The sequence below is a fragment of the Aquamicrobium defluvii genome (assembly GCF_004363725.1).
In the GTDB taxonomy this organism is placed as follows: Bacteria; Pseudomonadota; Alphaproteobacteria; order Rhizobiales; family Rhizobiaceae; genus Mesorhizobium; species Mesorhizobium defluvii.
Map to the genome: position 1 here is coordinate 199,351 of NZ_SNZF01000004.1, position 23,869 is coordinate 223,219.

Below are 23,869 nucleotides of genomic sequence, written 5' to 3' on the forward strand. Positions count from 1 at the left end.
CAGGGTCGCTCCGGGTCAGCCATCGGCGCCCACGGTCCGGGCGGGATCGCCGGCGATGCGCACACCGCCGCCTTCACGCACACTCTGCACGCCCTCGGTCACAACGATGCTGCCGGCCAGGATCGGCGCGTCGACCAGCACGCTTTCGGTGTTGCGCTGGATGATGCGCACCGGAACGCGTTTGGCCTTGCCATCCTCGACGGCCCAGATGAACGCGCCTTCCGAGCCCCATTGCACGGCCAGAGGACTGACGGCGGGATAGGATTCGCCGGGAAACTGCATGGCGATCTGGAAGGACATGCCGGCGCGCAGTGAATCGGACGGGTTGGCGATGGTTGCCTGCACCCAGAGCGTCCGGCTCTTTTCGTCGACGCGGTTGTCGATGGCGGTGACTGTGCCGGCATATTCCCTGTTGGGGTTGGCAAGCGGGGTCGCCCTGACCGGAGCGCCGATCTCGATCATCGCGGCGAAGCGTTCCGGCACATGGAAATCCACCAGAATCGAGGAGCGGTCGTCGATGGTGGCGATGGAGGTCTGGCTGGTGACGTAGTTGCCGGCTTCGATGGGCAGGATGCCGACGATGCCGGTAATGGGAGAGGTCACCGAGCGGCGGTCGAGCGCGACTTCGGCATCATGCAGGGTAAGCTCGGCATTGCGCAGGGCAAGCTCGGCGTCGGTCAGCTGAACCTGCGTCGCGGCATTGGATGTGCGAAGCTGGCGGATACGCTCGACCCGGGCGACGGCATCGTCGCGCGCGGCGCGGGCCCGGTCGACGGCGATCTCTTCCGTGGCCGAATCGAGCCTGGCAATGACCTGACCGGTCTCGACATGGGCGCCGGACTGGACCAACAATTCGGTGAGACGTCCCGATCCGTAGGGCGTGACCGAAACGGTTGCCCTTGCGCGCCCCGTGCCGATGGCGCTGAGACGGTCGTTTATCGTCGCTGTCGAGACGGGGGCCGTAACCACGGACACAGCGCGCGCGCCCTGTTCCTCCTGCCCGCCGATCGAGCCGGTCGCAGTCGCGGGGTTCTCGACGGAACCGAGCGCGAGGCGCGCCAGCGTCGCCGCCGATCCGGGCACGAACATGTAGCCTGCAACAGCGGCCGCCATGAGAATCGCTATCGCGAACAGGATCTGCTTCCAGGCTGCCATCGGTACTCCGGTCGTCTGCCAAGCTGCGCGTCATGCTCCAGCCCCTGGAGCCCGGACGCAGGGTACCACAAAACGCATGAAATGCCCGGTACCCGGCCTTTATGACAATTCTTCGGTGCCAAAGCACATTAAATCTGCGTAAGGTTGCCGGGGAGGGCGGGACAGGCTGCTTCAGCGCAGCCCCTCCATCTCGCGGATGCGCCGCGCTCCCGCGCTTTCCAGCCGCCTGGTGACGGCGTCGATCAGCGATTCCGAAATGGCGAAAAGCGCGGCCGAGGAATCCCAGGCCGAAGGCATTGCGGTTCGCCCCGCGACGACATGTTTCGCAAACCGGGCGATGGGCGACAGCCACTGGTCGGTGATGAGCACGATGGCGACGCCGCGCTGGTGCGCCTTCTCCGCAAAGCGCAGCAGGCTGTCCTGATAGCGCCTGATGTCGAAGATCAGGATCACGTCATGCTTGCCCATGTCGATGAGCCGGTCGCGCCACATGCTTTCCTGCCCCGCCAGATGGAACACGTTTGGCCGGATGATGGCCAGATGCGCGGCCATGTAGCGGGCGAGCGGATCGGTGAAGCGCCCCCCGATCAGGAACATGTGCCCACGGCGCTCCGCGAGGCAGGCGGCGATCTCCTCCAGCTGCCGGTCGGAAATGTGACGGAAGGTTTCCCGCAGATTGTCGAGCGTCGCCTCCAGCATGGGCGAGACAGCGCCCCTGCCGCGGCTGCTTGGCGCGTAGGTGCGCGAGGCGGGCGACTGGAGCTGTGCGGCCAGCTCATCCTGAAGCGCGGCCTGAAATTCCGCATAGTTGTGAAAGCCGAGGCGGCCGACGAAGCGTAATATGGTGGGCGAGGACACGCCTGCCTGCTGCGAGAACTCGGCCACCGTCTTCAGTCCGATCAGCGGATAGTTGGCGACGAGCGTCTGCGCGGCCCGGCGCTCTCCTGCCGGCATGGCGTCCAGTCGTTTGGCAATCAGCTCGGCGACGTTCGATTTCATCTTGTCCCCTGTCCAGGCGCATTGGTCCAGATCGCGCCAAATCGGATTTGACAAACTCCGATAATCTGTATGAAATCATCCACCAGGGCGAAATGAAAAACAATAAGTAATATATGGTACGTCGCCTGAGGAACGGAGTGCTATGGGGAACGAGCCTTCATGCGAGCAGGCGGTCCGGGTCTCGAATCCGGGAGGGGCGAGCCCCTACGTGTTCACCTGCGACCATGCATCCAACCACATGCCGCCCGAAATCGGGACGCTCGGCCTCTCCGAAGAGGACTTCCAGCGCCACATTGCCTGGGACCCCGGCGCGCTTCCGGTGGCGACCATGCTGGCGCAGGCGCTTGACGCAACGCTGATCGAATCGTGCGTGTCGCGGCTGGCAATCGACTGCAACAGGCCGCTCGATGCGCACAACCTCATCCCGGAGGTCAGCGAGACGACGGCTGTTCCCGGCAATGAAGGGCTGACGGCCGAGCAAAGGCAGGCGCGTATCGATCTCGCCTGGCGGCCTTTCCACAACACCATCGCGGCAACCATCGAGGAGCGGCTGGCCGCAGGGCGCGAGACGCGGCTGGTGTCCGTCCATTCCTACACACCCGTCTATTTCGGCAAGCAGCGCCCCTGGCATATCGGGATCATCCACGATGAGGACGAGCGCATCTCCGCGCCGCTGCTGCGGGCGCTGAACGGCGTTGCCGGCATCAAGGTGGGCGCCAACCAGCCCTATTCGCCGGCCGATCTGGTCTATTTCACGCTGGAGCGGCACGCCCGCTCGCGCGGACTGGCCTGCGCGATGATCGAAATCCGCAACGACGAGATCGCCGATGCGGCGGGCCAGCGCAAATGGGCCGAGCTGCTGGGCTCGCTGCTGGGCAAGATCCGGATCGGGGACGGGATCATGGCGGACAGAGGAGGGATCAATGCCTGAACCGATCAGGCTCTACGTGCGCTATGTCGATGCGGTGGGCTACCGGGTCGGCCGCTTCGCCATGTATCTGATCTTCCCGATGGGCGCGATCCTGCTCTACTCGACGGTGATGCGCGTCTTCTTCGGCTATCCGGTCAACTGGGTGATGGAGATGTCGCAGTTCATGCTGTCGGCCTACTATCTGCTCGGCGGCGCCTATTCCCTTCAGATCGACGCACATGTGCGCATGGATCTGTTCTACAGCATGATGTCGCCGCGCCGGCGCGCCATGACCGACGCCTTCACGATCCTCTTCGTCATCTTCTATCTGGCGGTGCTGTTCCGGGCGGGCGTTTCCTCGACGGAATATTCCATCACCTACGCCCAGAAGAACTACACCGCATGGGCGCCGCCGCTGTGGCCGATCAAGACGATCATGACCTTCGGCATCTTCCTGATGCTGCTGCAATCCATTTCCACTTTCTTCAAGAACGTGGCTGAAGCGCGCGGGAAGTCGCTGGCATGAGTTCGGAACTGATCACCATCTTCATGTTCGCCTCCATGCTGCTGCTCATGGCGACGGGGCAGCGTGTGTTCGGCGTCATCGGTGCGGTCGGTGCGGGTGCGGCGCTGTGGCTGTGGGGCAACGGTGCGGCGGAGATGCCCTTCAACGCCGCCTTCCAGGTGCTGAACTGGTATCCGCTGATCACCGTGCCGTTCTTCGTCTTCATGGGCTACATGCTTTCGGAGTCCGGCATCGCCAACAATCTCTACCGCATGTTCCATGTGTGGTTCGGGTCGGTGCGCGGCGGTCTCGCCATCGGAACGATGGGCCTGATGGTCATCATCTCCATGGTCAACGGGTTGTCGGTTGCGGGCATGGCCATCGGCGCGACGGTCGCGCTGCCCGAGTTGCTGCGGCGCGGCTACGACAAGACCATGATCACCGGCGTCATCCAGGGCGGCTCTTCCCTCGGCATCATGGGCCCGCCCTCGGTGGTGCTCATCCTTTATGCGATGATCGCGCGCCAGCCGGTGCTGCAACTGTGGCTCGCCGGCATCGGGCCCTTCATCCTGATGGCGATCATCTTCACCGCCTACATCTATATCCGCTGTCGTTTGCAGCCGGAGATGGGCCCGGCGCTCGCGCCCGAAGAGCTGTCGCAGATCACCCTGCGCGAGAAGCTCGTCCTGCTGCGCGAGGGGCTGCTGCCGTTCGGCCTGTTCGCGGCCATCATGGGCCTGTTCCTGACCGGGACCACCAGTCTGGTCGAGACGTCGATGGTGGGCGCGCTGCTGGCGCTGCTTGCTGCGCTGTTCACCGGCCGCCTGACGAAAAGCGTGCTGGAGGAAACCACGCGCAACACGCTGGGCGTGTCGGCGATGTTCCTGTGGATCATCCTCGGTGCGCTGTGCTTCAGCGCCGTCTATGACGGACTCGGCGCCATCAAGGCAATCGAGAACCTTCTCCTCCACACCTGGGAACTGAGCCCGTGGGGCGTGCTGTCGATGATGCTGTTTTCGTTCATCATCCTCGGCATGTTCCTCGACGACACCGCCATGCTGGTCATCGTCGCCCCGCTCTATATCCCGCTGGTCAAGGCGCTCGGCTTCGATCTGATCTGGTTCGGCATCCTCTACACGATCACCTGCCAGATCGCCTACATCGTGCCGCCCTTCGGCTACAACCTGTTCCTGATGCGGGCCATGGCGCCGCCGGAAATCACCATTGTCGACATCTACCGCTCCATCGTTCCATTCTTCTTCATGATGGTGCTGACGATGATCATCATCATGGTGTTCCCCGACATCGCGATGTGGCTGCCTGAAACCTACATGGGAAAGCGATGAGATGAGTGCGCACGAGCGCCTTTGCACAGGGATGCGGCGGCGGAGGCTTGAATGCCCACGCCTGTCCGTGTGGGTGAGCCCATGTGGGCGAGCGTTGACGGTTCGATATAACAGAGGGAGCACGTTATGACCGACAGCAAGAAGACCATCAGCAAGCGCGATTTTCTGCGCAAATCCGTTCTGACGGGCGCCGGTGCGGTGGGAGCGACCGCTCTGGCCACGCCTTATGTGAAAGCGCAGGCGCCGATCAAATGGCGTCTCCAGACCTATGCCGGCCCGGCGCTGGCGGAGCATGTGTGCAAGCCCGCCATCGATGCCTTCAACAAGGCGGCGAATGGCGAAATGGTGATCGAGATGTACACTTCGGACCAGCTCGTGCCTCAGGGCGAGCTGTTCCGCGCCGTGCAGGCCGGCACGCTCGATGCCGCGCAGAGTGACGACGATTCCATGGCCTCGCCGGTCGACGTCGCCGTGTTCGGCGCCTATTTCCCCTTCGCCTCGCGCTACAGCCTCGATGTGCCGGTGCTGTGGAACTGGTACGGGCTGAAGGAGATCTGGGAAGAGGCCTATGGCGAAATTCCCGGCGTGACCTGGCTCAGCGCCGGCGCGTGGGACCCGTGCAACTTCGCCACCACAAAGCCGATCCGCTCGGTGGAGGACCTCAAGGGCCTGCGCGTCTACACCTTCCCGACCGGCGGCCAGTTCATCTCGCGCCTCGGCGTTGTGCCTGTGACGCTGCCCTGGGAAGACATCGAAGTGGCGCTCCAGACGGGCGAAATCGACGGCATCGCCTGGTGCGGCGCAACCGAGACCTATACGGTGGGCTGGGCGGACGTCACCAAATACTATCTCACCAACAACATCTCGGGCGCGTGGTCGGGTTCGTTCTTCGCCAACACCGACAAGTGGAACGCGGTTCCCGACCATCTCAAGACGCTGTTCCAGCTGGCGATGGATTCCTCGCACTACTATCGCCAGCACTGGTACTGGTGGGGCGAGGCGCACTACCGCACCACCGGCGGCAAGCTCGAGCTCACAACCATTCCCGAAGACGAATGGAAGAAGGTCGAGGACATGGCGATGGAGTTCTGGGACGAGATCGCCGCCAAGAGCGAGCGCAACGCCAAGGTCGTGGAGATCCTCAAGAAGTATCAGGACACGATGCGCAAGGCCGGCGCGCCCTATCGCTACGGCTGACACACGCCTTCGCCCGGCCGCTTCCGGCGGCCGGGCCTTACCAGACTACGGAACTGAATCGGAACACATGCGGCCGCAGGCGCGGCGGAGAACAGAATGGCCGGAAAACTCTCTTTCGATCAATTGAAGAGCGCAGTCGCCGCAGGCGAGATCGACACCGTGCTGGTGGCGGCGATCGACATGCAGGGCCGTCTGATCGGCAAGCGCTTCCTCGCGCAATTCTTCGTGGAATCCGCCTATGAGGAAACGCATGGCTGCAACTATCTGATGGCCGACGACATCGATATGGAGCCTGTGCCGGGCTACAAGGCGGCGAGCTGGTCGCGCGGCTACGGCGATTTCGTCATGAAGCCGGACCTTTCGACCATCCGTCCCGTTCCGTGGCTGGAAAAGACGGCGCTGGTGCTGTGCGATTCGCAGGACCATCACACCCGTGAAGACCTGCCGCATTCGCCGCGCGGCATCCTCAGGAAGCAGCTCAAGCGGCTGGAGGAGCGCGGCTACCTCGCCTATTTCGCGTCCGAGCTGGAGTTCTTCCTGCTTTCGGAAACCTACGATACCGCGCGCGAGAAGAACTGGCGCGACCTCAAAAGCGCCTCGCCCTATATCGGCGACTACCTCATCGGCATCACCACCAAGGAAGAAGGCTATATGCGCCGCCTGCGCAACGAGATGCACGCGGCGGGCATTCCGATCGAGAACTCCAAGGGAGAGTGGGGGCCGGGGCAGGAAGAGATCAACGTGCGCTATGCCGAGGCGCTGGAAATGGCCGACCGGCACGTATTCCTGAAGAACGGCGCGAAGGAGATCGCCGATCAGGAAGGCAAGGCCGTGACCTTCATGGCCAAGTACAATTACGATCTGGCCGGCAATTCCAGCCACGTCCACAACTCGCTGTGGAGCGCGGATGGAAAGAAGCCGCTGTTCTTCGACAAGGATGCGCCGTGGACGCTTTCCGAGCTCGGACGTCAATGGTGCGCCGGGCAGATCAGATACGCCAAGGAATACACCTATTTCCTCGCCCCCTACATCAATTCCTACAAGCGCTTTCAGGCCGGCACTTTCGCGCCCACCAAGATCATGTGGTCCGAGGACAACCGCACCGCCGGCTTCCGCCTGTGCGGCGAGGGCACCAAGGCGATCCGCATGGAATGCCGCATCGGCGGCGCTGACCTCAATCCGTATCTCGCCTTCGCGGCGCTGATTGCGGCGGGGCTTGCGGGCATCGACGAGAAGCTGGAATTGCAGAAGCCGTTCGTGGGCGATGCCTATCAGGCCGCCCGCCTGCCGGAAATTCCGAAGACGCTGCGCGACGCCACCGAGACCATGACCAGATCGAAGATGCTCCGGCAGGCTTTCGGCGACGACGCCATAGATCACTATGTCCATACGGCGCGGTGGGAGCAGCTCGAATATGACCGCCGCATCACCGACTGGGAATTGCATCGCGGTTTCGAACGCTATTGAGTGCAGGCAGCTTTCGGGGGGCCGGACGCCGGTTTCCCGGAACGTTGAGAATGTGAGTAACGGGCGGCTTTCCCATCCGCACCAACCTACGAAGGAAAGAAACACCATGACCGAAACGGTCAAGCTCAAATCCCCCATCGACGGCTCGATCTATGCCGAGCGGCCGGTTGCGACCGATCCGGAGGTGAATGCCGCGGTCGAGCGCGCGCGCGCGGCGCAGGCAGGCTGGGCGCAAACCTCCATCGCGGAACGCGGCAAATATATGCTCGCCATGCTGGAAGCGCTGGTTTCCATGACCGACGAGATCGTGCCGGAAATCGCATGGCAGATGGGGCGCCCGGTGCGCTACGGCGGCGAGTTCGGCGGTGTACGCGAACGTGTCTCCTACATGGTGGAGATCGCCGAGCAGGCGCTGAAGCCGGTGCCGGCGTCCAACCCGAAGGACGGCTTCCGCCGCTATGTGAAGAAGGAGCCGCTGGGCGTGGTGATGGTCATCGCGCCGTGGAACTATCCCTATCTCACCGCCGTCAACACCATCGTGCCGGCGCTGATGGCAGGCTCGACGGTGATCCTCAAGCATGCGGCCCAGACCCTCTTGGTCGGCGAGCGCTTCGCAAAGGCGTTCGAGATGGCGGGGTTGCCCCGTGGCGTGTTCCAGAATGTGGTGCTCAACCATGGCCAGACCGAGAAGCTGCTCGGCTCCGGCAGGATCGACCATGTCAACTTCACCGGTTCGGTAGGCGGCGGGCGCGCCATCGAGAAGGCGGCGGCCGGTACCTTCATGACGCTGGGGCTGGAACTCGGCGGCAAGGATCCGGCCTATGTGCTGTCGGATGCGAAGATCGACCATGCGGTTGCAAGTCTGGTCGACGGGGCCTTCTTCAATTCGGGCCAGTGCTGCTGCGGCATCGAGCGCGTCTATGTGCATGAAAAGGTCTATGACCAGTTCGTCGAGGGCTTCATCACCGAAACGAAGAACTATGTCGTCGGCAATCCGCTGGAGCAGGCGACCACGCTCGGGCCGATGGCGCAGGCGCGCTTCGCCGACCTGATCCGCGAGCAGAAGGCCGAGGCGCTGCGCAAGGGCGCCGTGGCGCATGTCAACATGAAGGTCGACAACGACGTCGCCGGCTCGCCCTATATCGCGCCGGAAGTGCTGACCAACGTCGACCACCAGATGAGCGTCATGCGCGAGGAAAGCTTCGGCCCCATCGTCGGCATCATGAAGGTGCGCAACGACGAGGAGGCCGTCGCGCTGATGAACGACAGCCCCTACGGGCTGACCGCCTCGATCTGGACGAGCGACACCGAGCATGCGGTTTCCATCGGCGACCGTGTCGAAACCGGCACCATCTTCATGAACCGCTGTGACTATCTCGACCCGGCGCTGGTGTGGACCGGCGTCAAGGATACCGGCAAGGGCGCGGCGCTGTCGGCCATCGGCTACGACAACCTGACCCGGCCGAAGAGCTATCACCTGCGCGAAGAAATCTGACATTCAAGAAGAACAGACATGACCAATCCCGTCTCCAAATGGAACTACCCCACCACGATCCTCTTCGGCGTGGGGCGCATCAAGGAACTGCCGGGCGCGCTCGCCGCTTCCGGCATCAGGAAACCGCTCTTCGTCACCGATCCGGGGCTGGCGAAGCTCCCCGTGGTAGCCTCGACGCTCGCCATCCTCGATGCGGCCAAGGTGCCCTACGGCGTGTTTTCCGACGTCAAGCCCAATCCGGTCGAAGCCAACCTCACCGCCGGCATCGAGGTCTTCAGCAAGGGCGGCCATGACGGTGTCATCGCCTTCGGTGGCGGCTCGGCGCTCGACCTCGGCAAGCTGATCGCCTTTCAGGCCGGCCAGAGCCGCCCGGTGTGGGACTTCGAGGACATCGGCGACTGGTGGACGCGCGCCGATGCCGACAGGATCGTGCCGATCGTCGCCGTGCCGACAACGGCAGGCACCGGCTCGGAAGTCGGCCGCGCCGGCGTCATCACCCATGAGGCATCGCACACCAAGAAGGTCATCTTCCACCCGAAGATGATGCCGGCCATCGTCATCGCCGATCCGGAGCTGACCGCCGGAATGCCGCCCTTCATAACCGCCGGAACCGGCATGGACGCGCTGGCCCACTGCCTCGAAGCCTATTGCGCGCCGGGCTATCATCCGATGGCCGACGGCATCGCGGTGGAGGGCGTTCGGCTGGTTCTTGAAAACCTCCCCAAAGCTTTCCATGACGGTTCGGACCTCATCGCCCGCGCCAACATGATGAGCGCGGCCGCCATGGGGGCCACCGCCTTCCAGAAGGGGCTCGGAGCCATCCATTCCCTCTCGCACCCGATCGGGGCGCTCTACGACACCCATCACGGCATGACCAATGCGGTGTTCATGCCTTATGTGCTGGCCTTCAACCGGGAGGCAATCGAGGAACGCATCGAGCGGCTGGCCGCTTATTGCGGCATCGAGGGCGGTTTCGACGGTTTTGCCGCCAGGATCCTGAAGCTGCGCGAGGAGCTGAAGGTGCCGCACACGCTGTCCGGTCTGATCCGGGACCTCGACATGGATGCCGGGCGCAAGGAACTGATCGCGGACATGGCCATCGTCGATCCGACGGCCGGCGGAAATCCGTTGAAGCTGACGAAGGAAGGCGCACTCAGGCTGCTCGAGGACGCCATCGCCGGAACCGTCTGAGAAGCGGCGAGAAGCCGCCCGGACCGAACCGAAACCACCAGAGGGGAACAAGGAGGAGTTTTATTTAGCCGGAAAACATATTGGCCGATTGTCAGGATCGGCAAAACTGGTTTAGCCTTTCGTTTTGTGGCGAGAGGGGTTCATCTGGCTTTCATCCAAACGTCACATGAACTCGCTACCGCGTCGCAGGCGTCACAAGGCGTCAGCTCAATGGAGATAACGAGATGTTCAAGTTTGCGGGGAAGGTACTGTCCGTAACGGCAGCCGCTCTGATGGTCACATCGGCCATTTCGTCCGCCCAGTCGCTGGACGAGATCGTCGAGGCGGCCAAGAAGGAAGGCATGCTGACCACCATCGCCCTGCCGCACGACTGGTGCGGGTGGGAAGGAATCCTGGCCGGCTTCAAGGCCAAGTATCCGGAAATCACCATCAACGAGCTGAACCCCGATGCGGGCTCGGCCGACGAGATCGAGGCGATCCGCGCCAACAAGGGCAACACCGGCCCGCAGGCTCCCGACGTGATCGACGTCGGTCTTGCGTTCGGCCCGTCCTCGACCAAGGAAGGCCTGCTTCTGCCCTACAAGGTCTCGACCTTCGACGGCATCGAGGTGAAGGATCCGGACGGCCACTGGTACGGCGGCTACTACGGCGTTCTCGCCTTCGAGGTGAACACCGACATCGTCAAGGAAGTGCCGCAGGACTGGGCCGATCTGCTGAAGCCCGAATATGCCAATTCGGTCGCGCTGGCCGGTGATCCGCGCGCCGCCAACCAGGCGATCCTGTCGGTTTATGCCGCAGGTCTGTCGGCTGCCGGCGGTGACGCCTCCAAGGCTTCCGAAGCCGGTCTCGACTTCTTCAAGCAGCTCAACGAGAAGGGCAACTTCGTGCCGGTTATCGGCAAGGCCTCGTCGCTGGCGCAGGGCACCACGCCGATCATCGTGCGCTGGGACTACAACGCGCTTGCCGACCGTGACACGCTGAACGGCAATCCGCCGGTCGAGGTCGTGGTGCCGAAGAGCGGCGTTCTCGCCGGCGTCTACGCACAGGCGATCAGCGCCTATGCGCCGCATCCGAACGCCGCCAAGTTGTGGCTGGAGTACATCTACTCCGACGAGGGCCAGCTCGGCTTCCTGAAGGGCTACTGCCACCCGGCTCGCTTCAACCAGCTGGTTTCCGAGGGCAAGGTGCCGCAGGAAATCCTCGACAAGCTGCCGCCGGCGGAGGCCTACACCAAGGCCGTGTTCCCGTCGCTTGAGGAGCAGGACGCCAACAAGAACGCCGTCACCGGCGGCTGGGACAGCGTCGTCGGCGCCAACGTCCAGTAAACAAGCCTGAACAGTCCGGCGCGGCTCCGGCAGGAGCCGCGCCGGACCTGCCGATGCATCGGCCATGAAACCGGGACCGGTTCAATCCGATGCTCGTCCAAGGGGACAAGATCGCCGCCGCGCACCCGTCGTGGCCTGTGACGATCCCGGAAAGGGGCCTGTACCGCGCATGAGTCAACCGATAGCCGCGCCGGCTTCCGCAGCAGTGCGACCGCGCATGTCGCTTGCGTGGCTTGGCGTGATGCCATTCCTGTTGTTCGCCCTCCTGTTTCTCGTCTTGCCGACCATGCAGATCATCGTCGGCTCTTTCCGCAACGCGGCGGGCGAGTTCACGCTCGATAATATCGTCAACCTGTTTCAGCCGTCGATCATGGCGGCGTACTGGATCTCGATCCGCATCAGCGTCGCCTCCGCGCTGCTTGGCTGCCTCGTCGGCTTTCTGATGGCATGGGCAATGGTGCTCGGCGGACTGCCCGGATGGCTGCGTTCGCCGCTGCTCACCTTCTCCGGCGTGGCCTCCAACTTCGCCGGCATCCCGCTGGCCTTCGCTTTCCTCGCCACCTTCGGGCGGCTCGGCCTCGTCACGCTCATCTTGCGCGACTGGTTCGGCATCAACATCTATGCGATGGGCTTCAACATCCTGTCGTTCGGCGGATTGACGCTGACCTATCTGTTCTTCCAGATACCGCTGACCATCCTGATCATGACGCCGGCACTGGACGGAATGCGGCGCGAATGGCGTGAGGCTGCCTCCATTCTGGGGGCATCGCCCTTCCAGTACTGGCGCATGGTGGCGCTGCCGATCCTGTGGCCGAGCCTGCTTGGCACTTTCGCGCTCCTGTTCGCCAATGCCTTCGGCGCGGTCGCCACCGCCTATGCGCTGACCGGCAGTTCGCTGTCCATCGTGCCGATCCTGCTGTTCGCGCAGATCCGGGGCGACGTGTTGCAGGACCCGCATCTCGGCTACGCGCTGGCCTTCGGCATGATCGTCATCACCGGCATCGCGAATTTCATCTATATCTGGCTTCGCGCCCGCAGCGAGAGGTGGATGAAATGAAGATAAACCGCTTCTGGTCCTGGCTGTTCTTCGGCGTCGGCGCGCTCTATTTCGTGCTGCCGCTGATCAGCACGGCCGAATTTTCGCTCAAGATGCGCCGCGGCGCCTATACGCTCGACGCCTACTGGACGGTGCTGGCCGATCCGCGCTTCCAGCAGACATTCACCTACTCGGTGCTGATGGCGCTCGCCACCATCGCCTTCGGGGTGCTGCTTGTGGTGCCGACCGCATACTGGGTGCGGCTGAAGCTGCCGCGCTGGCGTCCTGTGCTGGAGTTCATCACGCTTCTGCCGCTGATCATTCCGCCGATCGTCATCGTGTTCGGCTATATCCGCCTGTACAACACCTCGTCATGGCTGCCGCTCACCGGCTCGGCCATGGGCACCAACCTGCTTTTGATGTTCGGCTATGTGATCCTGTCGCTGCCCTATATGTACCGGGCGGTGGATACGGGCCTGCGCGCCATCGACGTGGCGACCCTGACCGAAGCCGCCCAGAGCCTCGGGGCCGGCTGGGTGACCATCCTTACCCGCGTCATCCTGCCGAATGTGGCGGTGGCGGTACTTTCGGGCGCATTCATCACCTTCGCCATCGTCATCGGCGAGTTCGTCATGGCGGCGCTGCTCAACCGCCCGTCCTTCGGGCCTTACATGCAGCTTCTTGGCGCCAACCGGGCCTATGAGCCGGCGGCACTTGCCGTTATCGCCTTTGCCATAACCTGGGGCTGCATGGCCCTGATCCAGTTCGTCTCGAAGTTCGCGCCCAGGGCGCCGGGCGCACAGCACTGAGAACGGAGACCGCGCAGCCAATGCCAGAGCCCTTCCTGTCGATCCAGTACGTCCGCAAGTCCTTCGGTGCAACCACCGTCGTGCAGGATTTCAATCTCGACGTCGAAGCGGGCGAGTTCATCTCCTTTCTTGGCCCGTCCGGTTGCGGCAAGACCACGGTGCTGCGCATGGTCGCCGGTTTCGAGGAGCCGAGCGGCGGGCGTATCGTCATCGGCGGCAAGGATGTGACGGGGCTGAAGCCCAACCAGCGCAACATAGGCATGGTGTTCCAGGCTTATGCGCTGTTTCCCAACCTGACGGTGGCGCAGAATATCGGCTTCGGCCTCAAGGTGGCGGGCGTTGCCAGGGCCGAGATCGACAGCCGCGTGGCCGAGATGCTCGACATCATCAAGCTGCCGGCCGGCGAGTTCGGTGCGCGCTACCCCTACCAGCTCTCGGGCGGCCAGCAGCAGCGCGTCGCGCTGGCGCGGGCGCTGGCGCCGCGGCCCAAGGTTCTGCTGCTCGACGAACCGCTGTCGGCGCTCGATGCCAAGGTGCGCGTTTCGCTGCGTGAGGAAATCCGCTCCATCCAGAAGAAGCTCGGCATCACAACCATCTTCGTGACGCACGATCAGGAAGAGGCGCTGTCCATCTCCGACCGCATCGTGGTCATGTATGGCGGCAAGGCCGAGCAGGTGGGCACAGCCTTCGAGATCTACAACCGGCCGGCGACGCGCTTCGTGGCCGGTTTCGTCGGTACGCTGAACGTGCTCGAAGGCCGGCTCGGCAATGCCGGAAAGGTGCAGGTCGGCAGCGGCGAGATCGCGCTGCGGGAGGAGCCGGCGGGGGGCAGATCGGGCGATACCGTTTCACTGGCCCTGCGCCCGGAGGCAATCGCGCTGGGCCGACGTGACGGCGACGATGCGGTGCTTCCCGGCGAAATCGCCGACGTGCATTTCCTCGGCTCGGTGATCCGGGTCCGGGTGAGGGCAGGCGACAGCATCGTTTCGCTGGATACCTTCAACAATCCCGCGACGCCGCCGCCCCGGATCGGGGACAAGGTCGAGATCAGCTTCTCGTCAGGCGACGTGATGCTGCTGAACTGACGGCAGCGACCGGGGCAGGGGAGCGACATCCCCCTGCCGCAGATTCCGCTCCGAGCCCACCCGTGACAACAGCACCACGGGCAATATGGCAATCAGCACGATGGCAAGCGCCGAAATCGATGCCTCCTCATAGGTGCCGCGCGCGGCCTCGCCGTAAAGATGGGTGGCGAGCGTCTCGACATTGAGCGGGCGCAGCAGCAGCGTTGCCGGCAGCTCCTTCACACAATCGACGAAGACCAGCAGGGCCGAAGCGGCGAGCGCCGTCTTCGACAAAGGCAGGTGAACGCGTCGCAGGGTGCCGGAGGCGGTCTCGCCCAGCGTGCGCGACACCTCGTCCAGCGACTGGGGGATGCGGCTGAGGCCCGCCGCCATGCCGCCGGCCGAAATGGCGAGGAAGCGGGCCGTGTAGGCGTAGACCAGTGCCGCGCCCGAACCGAGGAAGATGAGACCGGTGGAGATGCCGAACCATGAGCCGGCCAGCGCGTTCACCGTACGGTCGAAGGCGCCAAGCACGATGACCAGCCCGATGGCAATGACGGTGCCCGGTGCGGCATAGCCGATGGTGGAAAGCCGGAACGCCGTGGCGGAAACGCCGCCCGGCCGGGTGCGGGCCGCATAGGCTGCCGCCGCGCCGAGCACCAGTGTCAGCAAGGTGGCGGCTGCCGAAAGGAGGATCGTGCCCGATACCGTCGACAGGAAGCGTGGCGGCAGGCCGGCATAGCCGATGCGGGTCCATGCTTCCGTTGCCAGATAAAGCGCCGGGCCGACAAAGCCGATCAGTACCGGGATCAGCCCCAGCATCAGCAGCAGCAGGCCGGCAGAGGCAGACACGCGCTGCCGTTCGAAATTCTTGCCGCCGCGTTGCGCGCCGGCCGCGAAGCGCTGGCGGCGCCGCGCATATTGTTCGAGCGCCACCACAGCCACCACCACCACAAGCAGCGAAAGCGCGATCTGCGATGCGCCCGGCAGGTCGGAGCGGGTGATCCATGTCGTGTAGATCGAGACCGTGAGCGTGCGCACGCCAAGGAACTCGGCAGCGCCGATGTCGTTCAGCGTCTCCATCAGCGCAAGGCTCATGCCCACGGCCACGGCGGGGCGGGCCAGCGGCAGGGCAACCCGCCAGAACACGGCGCGGCGCGAGACGCCCAGCGTGCGGGCCGCCTCGATCAGACTGGCCGGCTGGGTCAGGAACATGGCCCGCGTGGCGATGTAGACGTAGGGGTAGAGAACGAAGGAAAGGAGAATTATGCAGCCGGTCATCGAGCGGATGTCGGGCAGGCGGAATTCGCGCGGGCTGGAATAGCCGAGAACGGTGCGAATGGTGCCCTGGACGACGCCGATCGGGTGCAATATGTCGAGATAGGTATAGGCGACGATATAGGTCGGAACGGCCAGTGGCAGCAGCAGCGCCCATTCCAGCGTGCGCCGTCCGGGAAATTCATAGGCCGTGACCAGCCATGCCGTTCCGGTGCCCAGAATGGCAACCAGCACACCGACACCGGCAAGCAGGATCAGCGTGTCGCGCAGGGCGACCGGCAGGATGGTGGAGAAGAGATGGTTCCACAGCCCTTCCGAGCCGTGCATCGCCTCGACCAGAAGTGCGAGGAAGGGCAGCGCGACGGCGAGGGCCGTTGCGCCGGCCGCAATGAGCCAGACGGCGCCGGAGCGCCGCCTCCCGTTCCGTCCTGAACCGGTTGCCGCCATTGTCATGAAAAGCGGAATGGCATCCGTGGGAATGCCATTCTCCCCTGTCAGTTGTCGAAGCCGACCTTGTCGACCAGCTCGCTGGCCGCCTTGCGGTTGGCGACGATCTCGGTGAGCGGCTTGGAGTCGATCTTCAGCTCGCCCAGTTCGGCGATGATCGGATCGGCTGCGACGCCGGCCTTGACCGGATATTCATAGTTCGCCTCGGCGTAGATCTTCTGCGCCTCGTCGGAAACCAGATATTCCAGCAGCTTGACCGCTTCTTCCCTGTTCGGAGCATGTTTGGCGACCGCCGCGCCCGAGATGTTCACATGGGTGCCGTCGTCCCTGAAGGTCGGCAGGAGAACCTTGATGGCGTCGGCCCACTGCTTCTGCTCGTCGCCGCCCTTGCCCGAACGCATCAGGCCCACATAGTAGGAGTTGGCGACGGCAATGTCGCAGACGCCGCCGAGGATGTCCTTGGCGCCCTCACGGTCGCCGCCGGCTGCCTTGCGGGCCAGGTTGCCCTTGAGGCCGGTCAGCCACTTCTCGGTTTCCTCCGGCCCGTAGTGGGCGATGTAGTCGGCGATCAGGGCAGTGTTGTAGGGGTGCTGGCCCGAGCGGATGCAGACCTTGCCCTTCCATTTCGGATCGGACAGGTCCTCATAGGTGATGGCGTCGAGATCGAGGTCCTTGGCGGCGTAGACCACACGGGCACGCATGGACAGGCCGAACCAGTTGCCGTCCGCGTCGCGGAGCTGGGCCGGGATTGCCTCGCTCAGCACGGCGGATTCGACTGGCTGGGTCACACCCTTGTCGACCAGATCGACGAGGTTGCCGGCGTCGACCGCCATCAGGATGTCGGCCGGCGAGCTTTCGCCTTCGGAGGCCACGCGCTCGGCAAGGCCGTCCTTGAGGAAGACGGTATTGACCTTGATGCCGGTGGAGCTGCTGAAGGAATCCAGCAAGGGCTGGATCAGGCCGGGTTCGCGGGTGGTGTAGATGCTCACTTCCGCTGCCGAGGCCGAATTGGCAACGGCAAGTAATGAGGCGGCGGCGAGAAGCGTCGTCTTGAAATGTGCGTTGCGCATGGAGCCTCTTCTCCTGTGTTGAGCTTGCATATGCGCTGCACCATTTATGATCCAGTTAGTCAAGTTTTCTTGAGCCGGTTTGTGCCAGATCACAAAAAGTTTATCGGGGTGATGGTCAGGCGGCGGCGAACGCCAGAACCGTATCCGGGTCGATGCTGAAGCTCAGCCTGCCGTCGCGTATATGCAGGCGTTGCGTCGTGCGCATGGTGAGCGGCGCCTCCAGCCCCTCGACGTCCAGTTCTATCTGCTCGATCTCGCCGCGAAAGCTGCGCGACCGCACCGAGCCTGAGAGGGCGCCTTCGGCAAGGCAGGGGCACACCGCCTGAGGACGGATGAAGGCCAGCGCCTCGCTGCCTTCGGAAACATCCAGCCTGCATGGAAAGACGCCGAGCGCCGTATGCAGCCGCCCTTTGCGGTAGGTGCCGGGAATCCGGTTGAAGGTGCTGAAGAACTCCGCCGCATAACGGTCGGCCGGCCTGTCGTGCAACTCGCGGGGGGTGCCGCTCTGGACGATGCGCCCGGACTTCATCAGCACGACGAAGTCTCCGGTGGACAGAGCCTCTTCGGGATCGTGGGTGACGATGATTGCGGTGGTGTCGGTGCGACGCAGCAGGGCAATGGTGTCATGGCGCACCCGCTCGCGCAGGTCGCGGTCGAGATTGGAGAAGGGTTCGTCCATGAGCACCACCGAAGGCTGGGGCGCCAGCGCTCGCGCCAGGGCCGCGCGCTGCTGCTCTCCGCCTGAAAGCATATGCGGATAGCGATCGGCCATGGCAGAGAGCGCCGTGAGTTCCAGAAGCATGGCCACGCGGGAGCGTGCGTCCTCGCGCGACCATTTGCGCAGGCCGAACATGATGTTCTGTTCGATGGTCAGGTGCGGGAACAGGGCATAGTCCTGAAAGACAAAGCCGATGTTGCGCATCTCGGGCTCGACGAATACGCCGGAACCCGCCAGCTCCCTGCCATCCAGCCGCAAGGCTCCGCTGTCCGGCTGCTCGATGCCGGCGATCAGGCGAAGCAGAGTGGACTTTCCACAGCCCGAATGGCCGACGAGGCAGACGATCTGCTTCGGCTGAATGGCCAGATCGACCGGCCCCAGTGCAAAGCCGGGGCCAAGACGGCGGGCGAGCTTGTCGATTTCCAGAACCGGTGCCGGACTTTTCGCATTGCCATGAAGTTGCTCCGCCACGAAACCATCCTTTCGCTTAAGCTTCACAAGCCGGGCTATATGGTCGCGCTGCCTGGATCAAGCATGCAGCGGTCCGGTGGGCCAAAGGACCACGCGGTTCATGCGCATTGCAAGAGCCGTCATCGCCCTTTACTGCGGGGAACGGATTTTAAGCCGGGTTTGCAATCCGGCGGCACAGCAGGTGGGATGACATGAGCCTTGCCGTCTTCAGCGCCGTCCTGGCCGCGGCACTGATGCATGCTTCGTGGAACGCCCTGATCAAGGTCAGGCTCGACCGCTTCGCCTCGATCTCGCTCACCTCGCTCGGCATGGCCGTCACGGCGCTTCCGGTCCTGCCGTTCGTGGACTTCCCGGGTGCCGGCGCGTGGGGATGGATCGGCGTGTCGCTGTGCATGCATATCGGCTACCGGCTGTTCCTGATCCGCGCCTATGAGGTGGGAGACCTCGCGCAGACCTATCCGCTGGCACGGGGCTCCGCGCCGCTCATAACCACCATCGGCGGCGTCATCCTCATTCAGGAAGTGCCGGGTCCATTCGCGCTTGCGGGGATTCTCATGCTCTCGGCGGGCACCTTCCTGATGTCGTTGCGCGGTGGCGGACGTCTCGCGGCGTTCAACCTGGCAGCCGTCGGCTATGCGTTGACGACTTCGCTGTTCATCGCCGGATACACGCTGGCCGATGGCATGGGCGCGCGCGAAGCCACCACAGCGCTGAGCTATGCCGCCTGGCTGTTTGTGTGCGATGGCCTCGTTGCGACCGCGATCGCGCTTGTCTGCCGGGGGCGGCGCCTGGCGCGGACACTGGCTGTCGAATGGCGCATCGGCCTGCTCACCGGTTTTCTCAGCGGTGCGGCCTACGCGATCGCCATGTGGGCGATGACGAAGGCGCCAATCGCTTCCGTGGCGTCGCTGCGTGAGACCTCGATTCTTTTCGCCATGGCGATCTCGGTCTTCGCGCTCGGCGAGAAAATGACCGGCTGGCGGGCGGCCTCGGCCCTGTGCATCGTGGCCGGGGTCGTGGCACTGCGGCTCAGCTGACAATTGTCAGGTCGGCGGAAGCGACGAGGTCTTTGCCGCATCGATGATCCGGCCAAGCAGGTCGTGCAGGCTGTCCCGGTGCCCGGTGCGGCCGGACGGAGCGTTTTCGTCGGAGGTCATCACCACGGTCAGGCTGACGGACGGGACGATGTAGAGCATCTGACCGCCATATCCCCAGGCATAGAAGACATCCTCGCCGGCGATGCTGCGCCGGAACCAGCCATAGCCGTAGCCGTCCTGCGTGAAGTGCGAACGGGTGCGCACGCGCCAGGATTCCCCGATCCAGTCTTCGGAGATCACACGCTTGCCGTTGCCGGCGATGCCGCCTTGCCGATACATCTCGCCGAACGCCAGAAGCGAGCGTGGGCTCATCGCCATCTGGTTGCCGCCGAAATAGATTCCCTGCGGGTCGCGGTCCCACGAAGCGATCGAGAAGCCGTCCAGCCCGGAAAACCATTCCCGCGCCAGCGCGAGGGTGGATTTTCCGCCGGCCTGCGTAAGGATTGCGGACAGAAGATGCGTCGAGCCCGTCGAATAGAGCATCGATCCGCCGGGCTCATCCACGAATGGCCGGGTCATCACGAAGCGAACCCAGTCGCGGCTCGCCACCCAGCGCCCGTAATTCGCCCCCGATGTCCGTTCCAGCCCGGCCTGCATCGACAGCAGGTGCCCGATGGTGATTTCGCGCAGGCGCGGGTCCGGCTCATCGGGGACATATCTTCCAAGCAGGGCGGCGACGGGCTGGTCGACGCCCTGTATCAGGCCCTTGTCGATGGCGATGCCGACCATGGCGGAGACGATGACCTTGGAGGCGGACTTGATGTTGGAGGGGGCGCTCACCGAATGGCCGCGATAGCTGCGCTCGGCAACAGTCTCGCCGCCATGGGCGACGACGACGGTGCGCAGCGGCGCCAAGTTGCCGGCATCGTCGAGGATGCTCTCCAGCCGCTCCCGTAGCCCGGTCTGTGCAAAGGCCGATGCTTCGAGAAGACATATCCAGACGAGCGCTGCGGCCGATATGGCGATGGCTCTCATGCTTGCGCTCCGGGCTTTGAGCGGGCCGTCAGCGCGACAGCCGGCGAAGATTCGCGCGGACCTTCCTGCGATAGCCTTTGGCCACGGTTCCGGGCGATGCGCCGCCGGCGATCTTCGTCGATGCCTGTGCCGCGGCAACGAGCTTTTCGCCGATCATCCTGCGCGCTTCACGTTCTCCTCTTTTGCCGCCCATGGCAAGTTTCATGGTTCGCAGCCAGATCACCTGCTGGGCCTCGATGCCGAGCATGGTCATGTCGAACCAGAAACGCAGCATGTCTGCCTCCGTCAAAGCCGGGGCAACAACGCGAAAGGAGGGGCATGGTTCCCCGGGGTCGTGGCGACAGGGCCGGATGCGGGCGCACTGGCGCGGGCCTGCGTCGTCTTGACGCTTCCGGTATCGTTGCGCATTCTACAACCTGCGGATGAGCAAAGGAGATATCGCATGGACGATGCAGGTGTGGGCTGGATCGCAGCCATTATAATCGGTGGCCTTGCCGGCTGGATCGCGTCGAGGTTCATGAACAGCGATACCGGCGTGTTCATGAACATTATCCTTGGAATCATCGGCGCGGCCGTGGCCAGCTTCATCTTCGGCTTCTTGGGCGTCTCGTTCGGCGGCTGGCTCGGATATCTCGTTGCGGGCTTCGTCGGCGCCTGCATCCTGATATGGGGCGCGCGCGCCGTCAGGAGCTAGCCCATATGGCCGGCAACGAGGATCCGCCCGGTCATCGCGGCCGGCCCCCGAAAAGGGGGCGGGCCTTCATCTATATCCTTCTGGCCGTTGGCATTGCCATCTGGCTGGCAACGGGCGACTGACCGGCGCCGTACGCCGCCATGGGTGGAGCCGGCTGCGGTAAACGGTAAATGCGTGGGAAAGCGATGCGTTTCCCCCGGAAAGCAGAGCCGGCTGCGCGAGCGGCCGGGCACATTCCGGATGCTGCCGGGTCAGGGGAGGAGATTGTGAGCAAAGGGTCGGATGGTGGGCGTACCAAGGATCGAACTTGGGACCCCTTCGATGTCAACATCGTTCCCCCGCCTGAACACCGCAGAACTCCGGGAAAAGAGCACTTCTGATTGAGGCGTTTCGGGAACTGTGTTCTGTCTGTGTTCCGCTTTTCAGGTTCGGTGGACCTAAAGAGCACTTCGTGCACCTACACAGCCAGGCTATCGGCAAGCTTGCGCAGGTGGGTTGGCGAGAACCGCGCATAGACGCGCGTTGTCGTTTTCACATCATCATGCCCGAGATACTGCGCTATTTCGTGCATGGAGTGACCGTCTTCAGCGAGCCAGACCGCCGCGCTATGGCGCAACATGTGCGGAGACACGTCCGGCCTGCCGATTGCCTTCCCTGCTGACTTAAGGCCCTTCTTGAGCGACTTGACCGGCTGCCCGGCCCACTCGACTACATACGGGCTGAGAGCGCCCTTATGGGCTTCTACGAGAGCGTCATGCAGGCTGTCATTCATGGGAACAGTCGCGCGGCCCTTTCGCCGCGCCCGGTCGAACGGATTCCGCAACTGGATCATTCTTCGCTCGAAGTCCACACGATCCCACGTAAGCTGCAAGGCGGCTTCGTTGCGAGCGCCCGTTCCGATCATGAGCATGATCGCAAGCTTGATGTGCGGCGTGCCGGCCGCATCGATCAGTGCGCGGACTTCATCGCGTGATAAGTGTGCATCTTTGGGCTCAGGCTTTGATGGGCGCTCAATTGGCGGGGCTTCGGCAATGAGGCCATGCTTCGCCGCCCACAGGAGGACCATGCGCAGGTGTCCCAACTCCGTGTGGATGGTGCCGTCGCTAATGCCTTCTGGATGGCGGCTGGACCGAATAGCCCGGCGCTCAGCCGTATGTGCCCGACAATCGGCAATTGTTATTTCGGAAGCCTCCATGCTCCCGAACCGACCTTCCAGAGCTTTCCATGTGTATTTCATGGTGCCTACGACGACGCGCCCTGTCATGTCTTGGCAGTAGGCATCCCAAAGGTCTTTTACCTTTGTCCCGCGCGGGCGCGTAAGCTCGGCGTATCTAGACGTGGCGAGGCGGGACGCCTCTTTCGGGTCTGATGTTCCAAGTCGATAACGTCGCCGGATGCCTTCTCCATCGACCCATGTGACGCAGAACTCTCCGCGCAATTTTGTGAGCCGCCATTCTGGCATTCGAAAGCCTCCACGTATTCACCCCTGATGCGCAGGAGCTTCCCGCCCAACCTGAAGGCCACAAGCTCACCGCGGTCAATCATGTTCCGAACATGCCGTTCCGAGCAAGCCCACCTCTCGGCCAACATCGCAGGGGTGTAGACTGTTGCCCTACTCATCCTGTCACCTCGTGAAGAGACGCCCACCTTCTCCCAGTGTGTATTGCTGACACAAGATTATCAGATACGCCGAATTGTTTCGCTATTTCACGGTTGAGCTTCCGTCCTTTTAAATTGAGTATTTCCCGCGCTTGACGGCGGGTAAGCTTGGCTCTCCCGTTTCTCTCCCCTCTATTGTCGGTGCCGTGGACAATCCGGTCTGCTGCATTCTCCTGCGGGGTTGCCCACCGTAGGTGCCTCGGGCTAACGCAACCCTCATGCCCCTTCCCACAGGAATGAGCAGCTTGGTGACGTTTTGACGGTGGAGGCCCGTTTACTGCCTCGCACACAACCCTGTGAACCATCACCCACTTGTTTTTGACGCCCAATACTCTGATTTCGCCGTACCCTGTCGCTTTGCGTTTGTGGGGCCATATCAAGCATTCGTCCCGGTCAAACGGGATCACAACATTGTCGAGAAAATCACGCGCTGAACTAGCCATCCTTCCCCTCCGTGAGAGCGGCGCGACCGGCAGGAGTGATGCGCCATGCCCAGTTTTTGCGATCGAAGTAGGCCCATTGCCTTTGCTTTGCTCGTAGCCGCGCCCTGTCTTGCGCTCGGCTGGCTAGTGGGATTTCCCATCTACCTGTCGGAGCGCCGTCCGAGCGCAATGACGACAAGAATTTCCGTTCTTCTTCTGTCAGCTTAGCCATCCCGCGCCTCCAGCGCTTTGAGGGCGGCTGGCGTGTCATCGTAATTGACATTCCAGCGGCGGGCGATCTCATGGGCAAGAGCCAAAGCCTCCTTGCCCGCGCCAATCATTATCGATCTGGTGCCTATGGTCAGAACCGCCTCGCCGCCCCAAGAATAGCCATCACCGTCACGATATGGCAGTTGAGACGCATGTGCTTTCGCTGCTTCCAGCTTGGCGATAAGGTCACTGTGCATCGTCATATTCCTGTTCGTCGGTGCTGAACGTCCAACTTGCTAGGCTGCTGACCTGAAATTCACGGTCGCAAG

Annotated in this window: 23 protein-coding genes and 1 pseudogene; 13 read left to right on the forward strand and 11 right to left on the reverse strand. The window is 63.4% G+C overall.

Going from position 1 to position 23,869, the window contains the following annotated elements; all coding sequences use genetic code 11:
- Positions 1–15 precede the first annotated feature (15 nt).
- Positions 16–1,155: an efflux RND transporter periplasmic adaptor subunit gene (locus tag DES43_RS04975; RefSeq protein ID WP_035024499.1), complete on the reverse strand. Its 1,140-nt coding sequence runs from the start codon at positions 1,153–1,155 to the stop codon at positions 16–18.
- Between the two features lie 171 nt (positions 1,156–1,326).
- Positions 1,327–2,154 (reverse strand): MurR/RpiR family transcriptional regulator, encoded by an 828-nt coding sequence (locus DES43_RS04980; RefSeq protein WP_035024498.1) that lies wholly within the window; start codon positions 2,152–2,154, stop codon positions 1,327–1,329.
- 142 nt (positions 2,155–2,296) lie between these two features.
- Here DES43_RS04980 and DES43_RS04985 point away from each other — a divergent pair, with 142 nt between their 5' ends.
- The 11 genes from DES43_RS04985 to DES43_RS05035 all read left to right on the forward strand — a co-directional run bounded on the left by DES43_RS04985 (position 2,297) and on the right by DES43_RS05035 (position 14,520).
- Positions 2,297–3,085, forward strand: coding sequence for an N-formylglutamate amidohydrolase (locus DES43_RS04985; protein WP_035024497.1), 789 nt, complete (start codon positions 2,297–2,299; stop codon positions 3,083–3,085).
- Positions 3,078–3,590 (forward strand): TRAP transporter small permease subunit, encoded by a 513-nt coding sequence (locus DES43_RS04990; RefSeq protein WP_035024496.1) that lies wholly within the window; start codon positions 3,078–3,080, stop codon positions 3,588–3,590. The genes DES43_RS04985 and DES43_RS04990 overlap by 8 nt, the downstream gene beginning before the upstream one ends.
- The gene (locus tag DES43_RS04995; protein WP_035024495.1) at positions 3,587–4,915 is read left to right on the forward strand and encodes a TRAP transporter large permease; all 1,329 of its coding nucleotides are present in this window, start codon (positions 3,587–3,589) and stop codon (positions 4,913–4,915) included. The genes DES43_RS04990 and DES43_RS04995 overlap by 4 nt, the downstream gene beginning before the upstream one ends.
- 126 nt (positions 4,916–5,041) lie before the next feature.
- Positions 5,042–6,112, forward strand: coding sequence for a TRAP transporter substrate-binding protein (locus tag DES43_RS05000; RefSeq protein ID WP_035024494.1), 1,071 nt, complete (start codon positions 5,042–5,044; stop codon positions 6,110–6,112).
- Between the two features lie 96 nt (positions 6,113–6,208).
- A complete protein-coding gene (locus tag DES43_RS05005) occupies positions 6,209–7,579 on the forward strand; it encodes a glutamine synthetase family protein (protein ID WP_035024493.1) in 1,371 nt (456 codons plus the stop codon).
- Between the two features lie 106 nt (positions 7,580–7,685).
- Complete coding sequence (locus tag DES43_RS05010) at positions 7,686–9,074, forward strand: aldehyde dehydrogenase family protein (RefSeq protein WP_035024492.1); 1,389 nt, start codon at positions 7,686–7,688, stop codon at positions 9,072–9,074.
- A gap of 18 nt (positions 9,075–9,092) precedes the next feature.
- Positions 9,093–10,265, forward strand: a complete 1,173-nt coding sequence (locus DES43_RS05015; RefSeq protein ID WP_035024485.1) for an iron-containing alcohol dehydrogenase — start codon at positions 9,093–9,095, stop codon at positions 10,263–10,265.
- 224 nt (positions 10,266–10,489) lie between these two features.
- Positions 10,490–11,590 (forward strand): ABC transporter substrate-binding protein, encoded by a 1,101-nt coding sequence (locus DES43_RS05020; RefSeq protein WP_035024484.1) that lies wholly within the window; start codon positions 10,490–10,492, stop codon positions 11,588–11,590.
- Positions 11,591–11,759: 169 nt separating this feature from the next.
- Positions 11,760–12,647 carry an ABC transporter permease gene (locus DES43_RS05025; RefSeq protein ID WP_035024482.1) on the forward strand — a complete coding sequence of 296 codons (888 nt, stop codon included), beginning with the start codon at positions 11,760–11,762 and terminating at the stop codon, positions 12,645–12,647.
- Positions 12,644–13,435, forward strand: coding sequence for an ABC transporter permease (locus tag DES43_RS05030; RefSeq protein WP_133674829.1), 792 nt, complete (start codon positions 12,644–12,646; stop codon positions 13,433–13,435). The genes DES43_RS05025 and DES43_RS05030 overlap by 4 nt, the downstream gene beginning before the upstream one ends.
- A 20-nt stretch (positions 13,436–13,455) precedes the next feature.
- On the forward strand, positions 13,456–14,520 hold the full coding sequence (locus tag DES43_RS05035) for an ABC transporter ATP-binding protein (RefSeq protein WP_035024480.1): 1,065 nt from the start codon (positions 13,456–13,458) through the stop codon (positions 14,518–14,520).
- Here DES43_RS05035 and DES43_RS05040 read toward each other — a convergent pair.
- The 3 genes from DES43_RS05040 to DES43_RS05050 all read right to left on the reverse strand — a co-directional run bounded on the left by DES43_RS05040 (position 14,494) and on the right by DES43_RS05050 (position 18,483).
- Positions 14,494–16,230 (reverse strand): ABC transporter permease, encoded by a 1,737-nt coding sequence (locus tag DES43_RS05040; protein WP_198027473.1) that lies wholly within the window; start codon positions 16,228–16,230, stop codon positions 14,494–14,496. The genes DES43_RS05035 and DES43_RS05040 overlap by 27 nt on opposite strands.
- 41 nt (positions 16,231–16,271) lie before the next feature.
- On the reverse strand, positions 16,272–17,294 hold the full coding sequence (locus DES43_RS05045; protein ID WP_035024478.1) for a Fe(3+) ABC transporter substrate-binding protein: 1,023 nt from the start codon (positions 17,292–17,294) through the stop codon (positions 16,272–16,274).
- A 115-nt stretch (positions 17,295–17,409) separates the two neighbouring features.
- Positions 17,410–18,483, reverse strand: a complete 1,074-nt coding sequence (locus DES43_RS05050) for an ABC transporter ATP-binding protein (protein ID WP_133674830.1) — start codon at positions 18,481–18,483, stop codon at positions 17,410–17,412.
- Between the two features lie 191 nt (positions 18,484–18,674).
- On the opposite strand from DES43_RS05050, the gene DES43_RS05055 reads away from it, so the two are divergent.
- Positions 18,675–19,520, forward strand: coding sequence for an EamA family transporter (locus tag DES43_RS05055; protein ID WP_035024476.1), 846 nt, complete (start codon positions 18,675–18,677; stop codon positions 19,518–19,520).
- A 6-nt stretch (positions 19,521–19,526) separates the two neighbouring features.
- Here DES43_RS05055 and DES43_RS05060 read toward each other — a convergent pair whose 3' ends face one another.
- Both DES43_RS05060 and DES43_RS05065 read right to left on the reverse strand, forming a co-directional pair.
- A complete protein-coding gene (locus tag DES43_RS05060; protein ID WP_035024474.1) occupies positions 19,527–20,555 on the reverse strand; it encodes a serine hydrolase domain-containing protein in 1,029 nt (342 codons plus the stop codon).
- Between the two features lie 28 nt (positions 20,556–20,583).
- On the reverse strand, positions 20,584–20,829 hold the full coding sequence (locus DES43_RS05065) for a hypothetical protein (RefSeq protein ID WP_035024472.1): 246 nt from the start codon (positions 20,827–20,829) through the stop codon (positions 20,584–20,586).
- A 168-nt stretch (positions 20,830–20,997) separates the two neighbouring features.
- Here DES43_RS05065 and DES43_RS05070 point away from each other — a divergent pair, with 168 nt between their 5' ends.
- Positions 20,998–21,249 carry a GlsB/YeaQ/YmgE family stress response membrane protein gene (locus DES43_RS05070; RefSeq protein WP_035024470.1) on the forward strand — a complete coding sequence of 84 codons (252 nt, stop codon included), beginning with the start codon at positions 20,998–21,000 and terminating at the stop codon, positions 21,247–21,249.
- Positions 21,250–21,706: 457 nt separating this feature from the next.
- Here DES43_RS05070 and DES43_RS05075 read toward each other — a convergent pair whose 3' ends face one another.
- The 4 genes and pseudogenes from DES43_RS05075 to DES43_RS05090 all read right to left on the reverse strand — a co-directional run bounded on the left by DES43_RS05075 (position 21,707) and on the right by DES43_RS05090 (position 23,797).
- A complete protein-coding gene (locus DES43_RS05075) occupies positions 21,707–22,711 on the reverse strand; it encodes a tyrosine-type recombinase/integrase (RefSeq protein ID WP_133674831.1) in 1,005 nt (334 codons plus the stop codon).
- A 14-nt stretch (positions 22,712–22,725) separates the two neighbouring features.
- A pseudogene (locus tag DES43_RS23315) lies at positions 22,726–22,869 on the reverse strand (hypothetical protein); the annotation flags it as partial.
- On the reverse strand, positions 22,866–23,351 hold the full coding sequence (locus DES43_RS23320) for an HNH endonuclease (protein WP_133674833.1): 486 nt from the start codon (positions 23,349–23,351) through the stop codon (positions 22,866–22,868). The pseudogene DES43_RS23315 and the gene DES43_RS23320, both read right to left, overlap by 4 nt.
- A gap of 203 nt (positions 23,352–23,554) precedes the next feature.
- Entirely contained in the window at positions 23,555–23,797 is a 243-nt protein-coding gene (locus DES43_RS05090) for a hypothetical protein (protein WP_133674834.1), read from the reverse strand.
- Positions 23,798–23,869: the final 72 nt, after the last annotated feature.